Consider the following 12,987-nt stretch of genomic DNA (forward strand, 5'->3'; position numbering starts at 1 on the left):
CTCAGCCACTGGGGTGCACCAGCCTGCCCCGCGGGATCTCGAGCGGGTCCTCCGGCACCTCCAGCCAGCCGTCCGCCACGGCGGAGTCCACGCTGCGCCGCAGGTGCGGGCAGCCGTCCCGGATGGCGTAGGCCGGGCAGCGCCGGACCGCGTCGGCGGTCCACTGGATGCTGGTGTGCGCGAGGCTGTTCTTCTTCACCCGGACCACGCCGCCGCAGTGCCCGCAGTCCAGCTCGGAGAGCCCGTCCTCCAGCTGCGCCCGCCGGTCGGCCATCGTCGCGGCGGCGAGCTCCTCGGGCCGACCCGCCGGCCCGGTCACGTCGGCTGCCCGCTCGGTTCGCGCGCGGCCCGGTGGGCCAGGTTCTGCCGGACCTCCTCCTCCCACGCCTGCACCGCACGGGTGGTGTCGACCTCGAACTCGAAGCGCTGCGTCATCTCCTCGGTGACGTCCTCGGCGTCGACGTAGAACTGCTCGTACCAGCGGCGCAGCTGGTACACCGGACCGTCCTCCTCGCAGAGCAGCGGGTTGTCGATCCGGCTCTTGTTCCTCCAGATCTCCACGTCCTGCAGGAAGCCGACGCCGGTGCCCTTGGCGAACCGTTCGGCCAATTTGTTGCCCTGCTCGTGGGTCAGCCCCGGCGGCTTGTGCACGATCACGCCCCACTGCAGCACGAACGACGTCGGGCTGATCGGGTAGTGGGTGTTGATCAGGACGGTGTCGATGGTGAAGCCGCTGAAGTCGTGCCACAGGTAGTCGATCATGTACGACGGGCCGTAGTAGGACGCCTCGGACCGCAGCAGGCTGTCCTCCGTGTACGCGGTCTTCTTGCCCACGTCCGGGCGACCCTTGGTGTGCAGGTACTGGGTGGCGACGTGGCCCTCGAAGACGTTCTTGAAAAACGTCGGGAACGCGAAGTGCACGTAGAAGAAGTGCGCCATGTCCACGACGTTGTCGATGATCTCCCGGCAGTGCGAGCCGTCGATCACCAGCGTGTCCCAGGTCCAGTCGCTCCACTCGTCGGAGAAGGCACCCTCGATCTTGGGGATGGCCAGCTCCGGACCGGGCGGGCGGCCCTGCGGGTCGTGCCAGACGAACAGCTGCCGGTTCTGCTCGCAGGTCAGCCAGGTCCGGGTGCGGGCGCGCGGCGGCACCCGCTTCGCGTACGGGATGCCCACACAGCGCCCGTTGCCGGCCCACCGCCAGTCGTGGAACGGGCAGGCCACGGCGTCGCCCTTGATGCTGCCCTGGGTCAGGTCGCCGCCCATGTGCCGGCAGTAGCCGTCCAGCACCTTCAGCTCGCCCGCGCTGTCCGCGAACACCACCAGCTTGGTGCCGAAGGCCTGCACCGCGTGTGGCTTGCCGTCCCGGAACGGCTCGGCCAACCCGAGGCAGTGCCAGCCCCTGGCGAACCGGGTCGGCGGCACACCGACGTCGATCGTCCGCACCCCGTCCTCGGTTTCGCTCATGCCGACCCTCCGCTGTTCGCGAGATCGCCCGGCGCGACCTTCGCGGCCGACCCGGGCGCCGCCAGGTCCAGCGCCCCCGGGTCCGTCGCCCCCGGGTCCAGCGCCGCCAGCTCCAGCGCCGCGACGTAGCCGCCGGTCATGGCGGGACCGATGGTGGCGCCGGCACCGGCGTAGGTGCGCCCCATCACCGACGCGCTGACGTTGCCGGCGGCGTACAACCCGGCGATCACCGAGCCGTCGTCGCGGAGTACCCGGGACCGCTCGTCCACGCAGAGCCCGCCCTTGGTGCCCAGGTCGCCGGGCACGATGCGCACCGCGTGGAACGGCGCGACCTCGAGCGGGCCGAGGCAGGGGTTCGGCCGGTGCCTCGGATCGCCGTAGTAGCGGTCGTAGGCGCTCTCGCCGCGGTGGAACTGCTCGTCACGGCCGTTGCGCGCGGCGACGTTGAAGGCGTTCACCGTGGCTCGCAGGCCGTCGGCGGGCACCTCGATGGCGGCCGCCAACTCGTCCAGGCTGGCCGCGCTGTGCACCGCGCCGGCCTCGTACCAGCGGCCCGGGAACGCCTGCCCCGGCCGCAGCCCGGCGAACGGGTACCGCTGCCGGTAGCGCTGGTCGGCGATCAGCCAGGACGGCACGTGGGAGACGCCGGTGGCGTGCCCGTCGTACATCGCGTGCACCGCATCGACGTACGGGGCGGCCTCGTTCACGAACCGCTCGCCGGCCCCGTTGACCATGATGCAGCCGGGCAGCGTCCGTTCGTTGAGGCAGAAGTACGGGCCGCCGGTGAGCGGGATGGACGGCCCCCACCACGCGTCGTCCATCAGGTCGACCGCCGCCCCGGCGCGCTGACCGGCCTCGATCCCGTCGCCGGTGTTCTCCGCGGCGCCGGTGGTCCATTCGGTGCCGATCGGCGCCGCCTGGTAGCGCGACCGCATCGCCGCGTTGTGCTCGAAGCCGCCGCAGGCCAGCACCACCCCCCGCCGCGCCCGCAGCTCCTCCTCGGCGCGGCCCTGCCGGACCCGGACCCCGGTCACCCGATCGCCGTCGCGGCGCAGCTCGACCAGCGGGGTGTCCAGCCAGACGGGCACCTCCAGCGCCAGCAGCCCCGCGCGCAGCCCGGCGATCAGCGCCTGACCCATGACCAGGGTGTGCTGGCGGCGCAGCGCACCGAGCACCCGCCGCCCGGCCACCCGCCCGACACGCAGCACACCGCGGGGATGACGGGCGATCAGGCACAGCCAGCGGTAGTCGGCGGCGGTCACCGTGATGCCGCCGGGACTGCGGATGTACGGCGGGTTCAGCCGCGCCAGCTCGGCACCGAGCACCCGGCCGTCCATCGGCTTCGGCTCGATGGTGCGCCCGCGCGGTATTCCGCCGGGCAGCTCCGGGTAGTAGTCGGCATAGCCGGGCACCCACGCGAAGTCGAGCGGGGTGAGCGCCCGGACCAGATCGAGCATGGCCGGGCCGTGCTCCAGCAGCGCCTGGCGCCGCGCCGCCGACACCGAGTCGCCGAGCAGGTGCGCGAGGTAGCTCGCGGCCAGCGCCGGGCTGTCCGGCACCCTGGCGCGGCGCAGCACGCTGTTGTTCGGCACCCACACCCCGCCGCCGGAGCGTGCGGTGGAGCCGCCGAACCGGGCGGCCTTCTCCACCACGACGACGGTGAGCCCTCGGTGTGCCGCGGTGAGCGCCGCGGTCAGCCCGGCCGCGCCACTGCCCACCACAATCACGTCACACTCGCGCATGTCACCTCCCGGTCCGGTCGGGCAGACTGAAACATGTTATAGAAACGTCTCAGCGGTGCCACGTCAGGTTCGAGACCTGTCGGCCCGGAGTCTACTAGAACGTGTTCCAGTTTGGGGAGGTGTCGAGTGGGCGGGGACGACGAGCTGGTCGCGGACGTGGTGGTGGTCGGGTTCGGCGCGGCGGGAGCGTGCGCGGCGATCGAGGCGGCCAGGGCCGGCGCGGACGTGATCGTGCTGGACCGGTTCGGCGGGGGAGGGTCGTCGGCGCTGTCCGGCGGCGTGGTCTACGCCGGCGGTGGCACCAGCGTGCAGCGAGCGGCCGGCGTCACCGACACCCCGGACGCGATGTTCGAGTACCTGCGCCGGGAGGTCGGCGACGTGGTGTCCGCCTCGACGCTGCGCCGGTTCTGCGACGGCAGCGTGGACATGGTCACCTGGCTGGCCGATCTCGGGGTGCCGTTCGAGGCCAGCCTGTGCCCGTACAAGACGTCGTACCCGAGCAACCGGCACTACCTGTACTACTCCGGCAGTGAGGCCGCCGGCGGCTTCCGGGACGCGGCGCCGCCCGCCCCGCGCGGACACCGGGCCCGGGGTCGGGGTATCTCCGGTGGGGTGCTGTTCGCCCAGCTCGCGCGCGGCGCACGGGCCGCCGGGGTCCGGGTGCTCACCCAGTCCTCGGCGGCCGAGCTGGTCACCGGCCCGGACGGGCGGGTGGTCGGGGTGGACTGCCGGCGGCTCACCGGGCGGCCGGCCGCGACGCACCGCTGGCTGTCGAAGTACGCGGCCAAGCCGGGCATCTACTACCCGCCGCTGCGCCGGGCACTGCACCCGCGCGCCGAGGCGCTGGAACGCCGGCACGCCCGGCCACTGCGGATCCACGCCCGCCACGGGGTGGTCCTCGCCGCCGGCGGCTTCATCGAGAACCGTGCGTTGCTGCGCCAGCACGCCCCCGCGTTCCGGGGCGGCCTGGCGCTGGGTACCCCGGGCGACGACGGCAGTGGCATCCGGCTGGGGACGGCGGCCGGTGCGGCGACCGCGGAGCTCGGTTCGGTCTCGGTGTGGCGGTTCATCAGCCCGCCCAGTGCCTTCCTGGGCTCGGTGCTGGTGGACGCGGCCGGGCGCCGGGTGTGCGACGAGTCCCGGTACGGGGCCGCGCTGGGCGACGCGCTGATCGCCAGGCACGGCGGGCGCGGCTGGCTGCTGGTGGACGCCGGGCTGGTTCGCGACGCCCGCCGGCAGCTGCGCTCGCAGACCGTGTGGTTCCAGCGGATGCAGACGGAGTACCTGCTGCGCTCGCGCCGGGTCGACGGGGCAACCCTGGACGAGGTGGCCGGCAAGGCCGGGGTGGACGCCGCTGGGCTGCGCGCGACCGTCGCCGCGCACAACGACGCGGCCGCCGCCGGCCTGGCCGACCCGGCGGGCAAACCGGCCGAGTTCGTCCGACCACTGGTCCAGCCGCCGTACGCTCTGCTGGACATCTCGATCGGGCCGAGCATGTACTACCCGTGCCCGATGTTGACCCTCGGCGGCCTGGTCGTCGACGAGGACACCGGCGCGGTGCTGCGCCAGGGCGGCGAACCGGTCCACGGGCTGTTCGCCGCCGGCCGCAGCGCCGTCGGGATCTGCTCGCGCTCCTACGTCAGCGGGCTGTCACTGGCCGACTGCATCTTCTCCGGTCGCCGGGCCGGGCGGAGCGCGACGGACGCCGCCACCGGGCTCGACACAAACGAGAACGTGTTCTAGTCTCGGCCTCGGGACGGACCGTGTTCCACCGGCGGCCGGGCACGCCGCGAACGCGAACGGAGCAACGCATGGGCGAGAAGGTCATCGAGGCCGTGCGGGACCTGCTGCCGATCTTCCGGGACCGCGCGCAGGATGTCGAGGACGCCCGCCGGCTGCCCGAGGACTCGGTCAAGGCGCTGCAGGAAGCGGGGCTGTTCCGGCTGCTGCAGCCGGCCCGGTTCGGCGGCTACGAGGCCGACCCCCTCACCTTCTACACCGCGGTGCGGCTGGTCGCCGGCGCCTGCGGCTCGACCGGCTGGGTGGCCTCGGTGGTCGGCGTGCACGCCTGGCAGATGGCGCTGTTCCCGGCACAGGCCCAGGACGACGTGTGGGGCGACGACCCGCACACCCGGATGTCGTCGTCGTACGCGCCGACCGGCAAGGCCGTGCTGGTGGACGGCGGCTACCGGCTGTCCGGGCGGTGGAGCTTCTCCTCGGGCTGCGACCACGCCAGCTGGGTGCTGCTCGGCGGTCTCGTGACCGACGGCGAGGGCAACCAGGTCGACTTCAAGACCTTCCTGCTGCCGTTGGCCGACTACACCATCGACGACGTCTGGGACACCGTCGGACTGCGCGGCACCGGTAGCAACGACATCGTGGTGGACGACGTGTTCGTGCCCGCGCACCGCTCGCTGAGCTTCCTGGACACCTCGCGCTGCCGCTGTCCCGGGCAGGAGGTCAACCCCGGGCCGCTGTACCGGCTGCCGTTCGGCTCGGTGTTCTCGTACACGATCACCACCCCGATCATCGGCATGGCCACCGGCGCCTACGAGGCGCACGTCGAGCTCACCCGCAACCGGATCCGGGTGTCCTACGGGAACAAGGCAGCCGCCGACCCGTTCGCCCAGGTCCGGATCGGTGAGGCGGCCAGTGACATCGACGCCGCCTGGCTGCAGCTGGAGCATCACATGACCGAGCTGATGCGCCTGGCCAGGGCGGGGGAGAAGATGCCGATGCCGCTGCGGCTGGCAATCCGCCGCGACCAGGTCCGGGGCACCGGGCGGTCGATCGCCGCCATCGACAAGCTGTTCGAGAGCTCCGGCGGACGGGCGCTGCGCACCGGCACGCCGATCCAGCGGTTCTGGCGGGACGCGCACGCCGGGCGGGTGCACGCGATCAACGACCCGGAGCGGGCCCTGGCCCTGTACGGCACCGGGGAGCTCGGCCTCCCGGTGCAGGACGCGATGGTGTGATCATGACAACCACGTTCGCCGAGGGGCGGCTCGTCGAGGTGGGGCCCGGCCTGACCCTGCACTACCACCAGGCCGGCGAGGAGCACCCCGAGGCGGTGGTGCTGCTGCACGGCGGCGGCCCCGGCGCCTCGGCGTGGAGCAACTTCGGACCCAACGTGCCGGTGTTCGCCGGCTCGCTGCGCACCGTCGCGGTCGACCAGCCCGGGTTCGGCCGCTCCGGTGGGCCGCTGGAGGGCAGTCACTACTTCGCGCACAGCGCCGACGCGCTGGCCGGTCTGCTGGACAGCCTCGGCATCGAGCGGGCCCATCTGGTCGGGAACTCCCTGGGCGGCGGTACCGCGGTCCGGTTCGCGCTGCGCCACCCGGACCGCGCCGGGCGGCTGGTGCTGATGGCACCCGGTGGGCTGAGCATGAACGTGTTCGCGCCGGAACCCACCGAGGGCATCAAACGGCTGTACGGGTTCGCCGCGCCGCCCGGGCCCAGCAGGGAACGGCTCGCCGCGTTCCTGCGCACCCTGGTGTTCGACCCGGCGCTGGTCACCGACGAGCTCGTGGCGGAGCGGTTCGCCGCCGCCAGCGACCCGGCCGCGCTCGCCGCCATGGGTGTGATGGGTCGCATGTTCGGGGCGTTTCCGGAGGACGGGATGCTGTGGCGCGACGCCCACCGGCTGCGCCAGCGGGTGCTGCTGGTGTGGGGCCGGGAGGACCGGGTGATCCCGCTGGACGGGGCGTTGGTCGCGCTCAAGCTGATCAAGCGCGCCCAGCTGCACGTGTTCGGTGGCTGTGGGCACTGGGCGCAGCTGGAGCGCTTCGACGAGTTCAACCGGCTCGTGCTGGACTTCCTGGGGGCGTCGTGATCCGTTCGTTGGGTTACCTGCGGATCGAGGCCACCGATGTGTCGGCCTGGCGGGAGTACGGGCTCAAGGTGCTGGGCATGCTCGAAGGACAGGGTGGCCAGCCGGACGCGCTGTACCTGCGGATGGACGACTTCCCGGCCCGGCTGGTGATCGTGCCGGGGGAGCGGGACCGGCTGGCCGCGTCCGGCTGGGAGGCTGCCGACGCCGCCGGGCTGGCCGAGATCCGGGGCCGGCTGGAGCGGGCCGGAGTGGCCTACAAGGAAGGCAGCGCCGCCGAGCGGGCGGACCGGCGGGTCGACGAGCTGATCCGGTTCGACGACCCGTCCGGCAACGCTCTGGAGGTGTTCCACGGTGCCGCGCTGGAGCACCGCCGGGTGGTCAGCCCCTACGGGCACCGGTTCGTCACCGGTGAGCAGGGGCTCGGCCACGTGGTCCTGTCCACCCACGACGACGAGGCGGCGCTGCGGTTCTACCGCGATGTGCTCGGGTTCCGGCTGCGCGACTCGATGCGGCTGCCACCGCAGCTGGTCGGGCGGCCGGCCGACGGCGCGCCGGCCTGGCTGCGGTTCTTCGGCTGCAACCCCCGCCACCACAGCCTGGCGTTCCTGCCGATGCCCACACCCAGCGGCATCGTGCACCTGATGGTCGAGGTGGAGAACACCGACGATGTGGGGCTGGCCCTGGACCGGGCGCTGCGCCGCAAGGTGCCGATGTCGGCCACCCTCGGGCGGCACGTGAACGACCAGATGCTGTCGTTCTACATGAAGACGCCGGGTGGCTTCGACGTCGAGTTCGGCACCGAGGGCCGCCAGGTCGACGACGAGCGCTGGATCGCCAGGGAGTCCACCGCGGTGAGCCTGTGGGGCCACGACTTCACTATCGGCGCCCGCCCGCGGCCCTAGTTCTACGTCTCACCGGGGCCGCACAGCCGCGCGTGGTTACGTCTCACCGGGGCCGCACAGCCGCGCGTGGTTACGTCTTACCGGGGCCGCACAGCCGCGTGTGGTTACGTCTCACCGGGCCGCACAGACCGGGTGCGGTCGGCACAGACCGTGCAGAGTCTGTGCGGCCCGCGGTGGGTCTGTGCGGGCGATCGGAGGACGACGGTCAGAGCACGAGCGCGGCGAGCCGGTTGATGTGCTCGTGGGGCTGGCCGAGTAGTTGGGCCCCGCCGTGTGCGCGCTTGAAGTACCGGTGCGCCTCGTGCTCCCAGGTGATCGCGATGCCGCCGTGCAGCTGGACCATCTCGGCCGCCGCCCGCCGCGCCACCTCCGTGCAGTGCACCTTCGCCACGCCGGCCAGCAGCGGCAGCTCGGGTCCGCCGGCGCCGGTCGGTCCAGCCGCGCCGGTCGGTGCGCCGGCGCCAACCGTTCCGGCCGCCTCGGCCGCCGCCCAGACCGTCGAGCGCGCCGTCTCGACCAGCACGTGCAGGTCGGCCATCCGGTGCTGCAGCGCCTGGAAATGCGCGATCGGCCGGCCGAACTGGACCCGCTGCTTCGTGTACGCCACGGTCGTGTCCAGGCAGTGCGCCGCGGTGCCGAGCTGCTCGGCGGCCAGTGCCACGCAGCCGACGTCCCGGACGTGCGCCAGGGCGGCGGTCTGGTCGGCCGCGGTGCCCAGCGGGCGGGCAGGGCAGCCGTCCAGCGCGACGGTGGCCAGTGGGCGGGTGGCGTCGAGCGGGGTCGACCCGGTGCGACGGGTGTCGGCGGGGTCGACCTCGAACAGCCGCACCCCGCCGTCGGTGCGCGCCGCCACCACGAACACCTCGGCCGCCGCGCCGTCCAGCACGTAGTGCGCCTCGCCGTGCAACCGGCCGTCCCAGTGGCAGGCCGGCGCGGCGGGATCCCACTGCCCGTCGCGGCCGGCCCAGACCAGCGCCGCCGTGGTGCTGCCGGCCGCGATACCGGGGAGCAGCCGCGCGCAGGAGTCGTCGTCGTGGGTGCCGAGCAGCGCCGCGGCGGCCAGTACGGCGGAGCCGAGCATCGGGCACGGCGTGAGAGTCCGCCCGAGCTCCTCGAGCACCACACACACCTCGGGCAGACCCGCTCCGGTGCCGCCGTACCGCGACGGCACGGCCAGCGATGCGACGCCGACCTCGCCGCACAGCCGCGCCCAGGCGTTCGCCTCCGGGGTCGCGCCGAGGAGGCCGCGCACGGCCGCCCGCAGCGCGTCGAGGTCCTCGTCCTCGCTCACGGCGACCCCAGGCTCGGCGCTGGCTGGTCCGGCGCTGCTCGGTCCGGCACTGATTGGTCCCGCGCTGACTGGCGCAGCGCGGTCTTGAGTACCTTGCCGGCCGCGTTGCGGGGCAACTCCGCACGGAACTCGACCCGGTGCGGCACCTTGTACCCGGCGAGGTTGTCCCGGCAGAACGCCAGCACGTCCTCGGCGGTCAGTGTGGCGCCGGCGCGGGGCACCACGAACGCCGCGCCGACCTCGCCGAGCCGGGCGTCGGGCACCCCGACCACGGCGGCCTCGGCCACCCCCGCCAGCCGGGCCAGCGCCTGCTCCACCTCGGCCGGGTACACGTTGAAGCCGCTCCGGATGTACATGTCCTTGAGCCGGTCGGTGATGCTCAGGTAGCCGTGCGCGTCGAGCCGGCCAATGTCGCCGGTGTGCAGCCAGCCGTCCGCGTCCACGGCCTCGGCGGTGGCCGCCGGATCGTCCAGGTAGCCGAGCATCACGTTCGGGCCGCGCAACAGCACCTCGCCGGTGTCGGAATCCACACTGCCGGCCGGCGCGTCCACCCGCACCTCGAAGCCCGCGGCGGCCCGCCCACAGCTGCGCGCCACGGTGGCCGCGTCGTCGCCGGGGCGGCACATGGTGGCCACCACGGCCTCGGTCAGCCCGTACGCAGTGAGCACGCAGTCGAAGCTGAGCTCGCGGCGCATCTCCTCGACCAGCGCGACGGGCACGACGGCCGCCCCGGTGACCGCGAGCCGCAGGCTGGACAGGTCGTGCCCGGCACGCGCCGGGGCATCCAGGATCGAGCGGTAGAGGGTGGGCGGGCCGGGCAGCACGGTGACCCGCTCCCGCTCGACCAGCGCCAGCGCCCGGTTCACGTCGAACACCGCCATCGGCACGATCGCGGCGCCGGTGAGCACGCAGGCCAGGATGCCCGCCTTGTAGCCGAAGCTGTGGAAGAACGGGTTGACCACCAGGTAGCGGTCCGCCTCGGTCAGCTCGGCGTGCTCCGCCCAGGCCGCCGCGACACCCAGCGACTGCGCGTGGCTGCTCATCGCACCCTTGCTCCGCCCGGTGGTGCCGGAGGTGAACAGCACGTCGGCGACCTGGTCCGGGCGCACCCCGGCGGCGCGCGCCTGGGCCGAGCCGGCCGGCTCCAGCTGCGCCCGGTCGGCCACCTCGGCCCAGCGGTACTCGACCCAGTCGGGTCCGTTGCTCCGTTCGGGGGTGTCGAAATCCGCGACTCGGCCTGCCAAATTCCCCGACTCGCGGGGGACTGGGGTGACGGACGGGCCGCGCGCTTCCGGGCCGGGGGTGCGGAGGATGAGGGTGAGGTCGGGGGCGCTGGTGAGGCCGGCGGCGCGCAGCTCGGCGAGGCGGTCCACGCCGAGGAAGGGTTCGGCAACGACCAGGGCGCGCGCCTTCGACCGGCGCAGCACGTCCAGCGCCTCTGGGGCGGTGAACCGGGTGCTGACCGGGACCAGTTCGGCGCCGGTGCACAGGGCGCCGAGCGCGGCGAGTACCCAGTGCCAGCTGTTCGGGGCCTGCACGGCCACCCGGTGACCCGGCCGTACCCCTTCGGCGGCGAAGAACCGGGCCACCTGGTGCACCTGCTCGGCCAGCTCCGACCAGGTCAGCCGGACCTCGCCGTCGATCAGCGCCGGTCCGTCCGGCCACCGCAGCGCCGCCTCGGCCAACGCGCCCGGGATGGTCGGCACCTCGGACGACACCTCCACAACTAGAACGTGTTCTTGTACTGTAGCGGCCATGGGCTCGCCGAGTACAGCGCTGCCGGAGCGGCCGGACAGGTACGTGTTCCAGGCCGATCCGGGAGCCGATCCGCGCGCTGATCCGGACCGGTTCCGCGCGGCCGTGCGGGACTGGCTGGCCGACGCGCTGGCCGGCGAGTTCAGCGGGCTGCGCGGCGCCGGCGGTCCGGGCCGGGAGCACGAGGCGTTCGACGAGCGGCTGGCCTGGGACCGGCACCTGGCCGAGGCGGGCTGGACGTGCCTCGGCTGGCCGGTCGAGCACGGCGGCGCCGGCGCCCCGCTGGCCCACCAGGTGATCTTCCACGAGGAGTACGCCCGCGCGGACGCCCCGGCTCGGGTCAACCACTTCGGCGAGGAGCTGCTCGGCCCGACCCTGATCGCCTTCGGCACGCCCGCCCAGCAACAGCGGTTCCTGCCCGGCATCGTGGCGGTGCGCGAGCTGTGGTGCCAGGGCTACTCCGAGCCTGGCGCCGGGTCCGACCTGGCCGCCGTGCGTACTCGCGCAACCCTCGACGGCGAGGCGTGGGTGATCGACGGGCAGAAAGTGTGGACGTCGCTGGCGCACGTGGCGCACTGGTGCTTCCTGCTCGCCCGCACCGATCCCGACCAGCAACGACACCGCGGCCTGTCCTACCTGCTGGTGCCGATGCACCAACCCGGCGTCGAGGTTCGGCCGATCCGGCAGCTGACCGGTACCGCCGAGTTCAACGAGGTGTTCTTCACCGGCGCGCGCACCGATGCCGACCTGGTGGTGGGTGCGGTCGGCGACGGGTGGCGGGTCGCGCTGGGCACCCTGGCGATGGAGCGTGGGGTGGCCACCCTCGGTCAGCAGGTCGGGTTCCGCCGCGAGCTGGACGCCCTGGTGGGGCTGGCCCGGCGCACCGGCGCGCTGGCCGACCCGGTGCTGCGCGACAAGCTGGTGCGGGCCCGCATCGGCCTCGAAGTGATGCAGGCGCATGCGCGGCGCACCCTGGGCAGTGACGCACCCGGCGTGGCGTCGGTGTCCAAGCTGGTCTGGGCGGCCTGGCACCGCGGGCTGGGGGAGCTGGCCATGGAGGTTCTCGGCGCCGGTTCGCTGGTCGCCCAGGGGGAGCCGTACGACCTGGACCGCTGGCAGCGGCTGTTCCTGTTCAGCCGCGCGGACACCATCTACGGCGGCTCCGACGAGGTGCAGCGGACCATCCTCGCCGAGCGCGTCCTCGGGCTGCCCCGGCCGGTGCGCCCGTGATGCCCGGGCACGACCTGCTGGCCGGAAAGGTCGTGGTGGTCACCGCGGCGGCGGGTACCGGGATCGGCTCCGCGGTTGCGTCCAGGGCGCTGGAGGAAGGTGCCCAGGTGGTGGTCAGTGATCACCACGAGCGGCGGTTGGGGGAGACGGCGGAGCGGCTGTGCGCCGAGCACGGTGACCGGGTGCACGCGCTGACCTGCGACGTCACCGTGGAGGAGCAGGTGCAGGCGCTGCTGGCCGGTGCGGCGGCGGCGTTCGGCCGGGTCGACGTGATGATGAACAACGCCGGGCTGGGCGGTACCCGGTCGGTACTGGAGATGCCCGATGAAGAGTGGTACCGGGTACTGGACGTGACGCTGAACGGCACGTTCCGGTGCACCCGCGCCGCGCTGCGCCGGATGGTCGAGCAGGGCGGCGGCGGGGTGATTGTGAACAATGCGTCGGTGATCGGCTGGCGCGCGCAGGCGGGGCAGGCGCACTACGCGGCGGCCAAGGCGGGGGTGATGGCACTGACCCGGTGCGCCGCGATGGACGCCGCCGAGCACGGCATCCGGGTCAACGCGGTGGCGCCCAGCCTGGCGATGCACCCGTTCCTGGCCAAGGTCACCAGTCCCGAACTGCTCGACGAGCTCGCCGCGAAGGAGGCGTTCGGCCGTGCGGCGGAGCCGTGGGAGGTGGCCAACGTGATGGTGTTCCTGGCCAGCGACTACTCGTCCTACCTCACCGGCGAAGTCGTCTCGGTGAGCAGCCAACACCCCTAGGAGTGCA

General features: G+C 73.4%; 11 protein-coding genes. 6 read left to right on the forward strand and 5 right to left on the reverse strand.

Features of this window, described 5'->3' with window-relative positions; all coding sequences use genetic code 11:
• Nucleotide 1 precedes the first annotated feature (1 nt).
• Genes ACTXG6_RS26595 through kstD form a run of 3 tightly spaced genes read right to left on the reverse strand, consistent with a single transcriptional unit; the run spans nucleotide 2 to nucleotide 3,209 of the window.
• Complete coding sequence (locus ACTXG6_RS26595) at nucleotides 2-319, reverse strand: hypothetical protein (RefSeq protein WP_445182107.1); 318 nt, start codon at nucleotides 317-319, stop codon at nucleotides 2-4.
• Nucleotides 316-1,467 carry a Rieske 2Fe-2S domain-containing protein gene (locus ACTXG6_RS26600; RefSeq protein WP_445182108.1) on the reverse strand — a complete coding sequence of 384 codons (1,152 nt, stop codon included), beginning with the start codon at nucleotides 1,465-1,467 and terminating at the stop codon, nucleotides 316-318. The genes ACTXG6_RS26595 and ACTXG6_RS26600 overlap by 4 nt, the downstream gene beginning before the upstream one ends.
• A complete protein-coding gene (kstD, locus tag ACTXG6_RS26605) occupies nucleotides 1,464-3,209 on the reverse strand; it encodes a 3-oxosteroid 1-dehydrogenase (RefSeq protein WP_445182109.1) in 1,746 nt (581 codons plus the stop codon). The genes ACTXG6_RS26600 and kstD overlap by 4 nt, the downstream gene beginning before the upstream one ends.
• Nucleotides 3,210-3,335: 126 nt before the next feature.
• On the opposite strand from kstD, the gene ACTXG6_RS26610 reads away from it, so the two are divergent.
• From ACTXG6_RS26610 to hsaC, 4 genes are all read left to right on the forward strand, one after another.
• Complete coding sequence (locus tag ACTXG6_RS26610) at nucleotides 3,336-4,952, forward strand: FAD-binding protein (RefSeq protein WP_445182110.1); 1,617 nt, start codon at nucleotides 3,336-3,338, stop codon at nucleotides 4,950-4,952.
• Between the two features lie 68 nt (nucleotides 4,953-5,020).
• On the forward strand, nucleotides 5,021-6,184 hold the full coding sequence (gene hsaA, locus ACTXG6_RS26615) for a 3-hydroxy-9,10-secoandrosta-1,3,5(10)-triene-9,17-dione monooxygenase oxygenase subunit (RefSeq protein ID WP_445182111.1): 1,164 nt from the start codon (nucleotides 5,021-5,023) through the stop codon (nucleotides 6,182-6,184).
• Nucleotides 6,185-6,186: 2 nt separating this feature from the next.
• The gene (hsaD, locus tag ACTXG6_RS26620; protein ID WP_445182112.1) at nucleotides 6,187-7,041 is read left to right on the forward strand and encodes a 4,5:9,10-diseco-3-hydroxy-5,9,17-trioxoandrosta-1(10),2-diene-4-oate hydrolase; all 855 of its coding nucleotides are present in this window, start codon (nucleotides 6,187-6,189) and stop codon (nucleotides 7,039-7,041) included.
• Nucleotides 7,038-7,943, forward strand: coding sequence for an iron-dependent extradiol dioxygenase HsaC (gene hsaC, locus ACTXG6_RS26625; RefSeq protein WP_445182113.1), 906 nt, complete (start codon nucleotides 7,038-7,040; stop codon nucleotides 7,941-7,943). The genes hsaD and hsaC overlap by 4 nt, the downstream gene beginning before the upstream one ends.
• A 205-nt stretch (nucleotides 7,944-8,148) precedes the next feature.
• On the opposite strand, the gene ACTXG6_RS26630 is transcribed toward hsaC, so the two are convergent.
• On the reverse strand, nucleotides 8,149-9,234 hold the full coding sequence (locus ACTXG6_RS26630) for an acyl-CoA dehydrogenase family protein (RefSeq protein ID WP_445182114.1): 1,086 nt from the start codon (nucleotides 9,232-9,234) through the stop codon (nucleotides 8,149-8,151).
• A complete protein-coding gene (locus ACTXG6_RS26635; protein WP_445182115.1) occupies nucleotides 9,231-10,940 on the reverse strand; it encodes a FadD3 family acyl-CoA ligase in 1,710 nt (569 codons plus the stop codon). Before ACTXG6_RS26635 ends, ACTXG6_RS26630 begins: the two co-directional genes overlap by 4 nt.
• A gap of 49 nt (nucleotides 10,941-10,989) precedes the next feature.
• Between ACTXG6_RS26635 and ACTXG6_RS26640 the strand changes: the two genes are divergently transcribed.
• On the forward strand, nucleotides 10,990-12,219 hold the full coding sequence (locus tag ACTXG6_RS26640; RefSeq protein WP_445182116.1) for an acyl-CoA dehydrogenase family protein: 1,230 nt from the start codon (nucleotides 10,990-10,992) through the stop codon (nucleotides 12,217-12,219).
• Nucleotides 12,219-12,980 (forward strand): SDR family oxidoreductase, encoded by a 762-nt coding sequence (locus ACTXG6_RS26645; protein ID WP_445182117.1) that lies wholly within the window; start codon nucleotides 12,219-12,221, stop codon nucleotides 12,978-12,980. The genes ACTXG6_RS26640 and ACTXG6_RS26645 overlap by 1 nt, the downstream gene beginning before the upstream one ends.
• The last annotated feature ends 7 nt before the right edge of the window (nucleotides 12,981-12,987 follow it).

The organism is Pseudonocardia sp. Cha107L01 (assembly GCF_052566575.1).

Bases quoted from the DNA above. Each gene is read 5' to 3' on its own strand.
- ACTXG6_RS26600 (WP_445182108.1), bottom strand. From the start codon at position 1,467: ATGAGCGAAACCGAGGACGGGGTGCGGACGATCGACGTCGGTGTGCCG.
- hsaA (WP_445182111.1), top strand. From the start codon at position 5,021: ATGGGCGAGAAGGTCATCGAGGCCGTGCGGGACCTGCTGCCGATCTTC.
- ACTXG6_RS26640 (WP_445182116.1), top strand. From the start codon at position 10,990: ATGGGCTCGCCGAGTACAGCGCTGCCGGAGCGGCCGGACAGGTACGTG.
- kstD (WP_445182109.1), bottom strand. From the start codon at position 3,209: ATGCGCGAGTGTGACGTGATTGTGGTGGGCAGTGGCGCGGCCGGGCTG.
- hsaD (WP_445182112.1), top strand. From the start codon at position 6,187: ATGACAACCACGTTCGCCGAGGGGCGGCTCGTCGAGGTGGGGCCCGGC.
- ACTXG6_RS26645 (WP_445182117.1), top strand. From the start codon at position 12,219: ATGCCCGGGCACGACCTGCTGGCCGGAAAGGTCGTGGTGGTCACCGCG.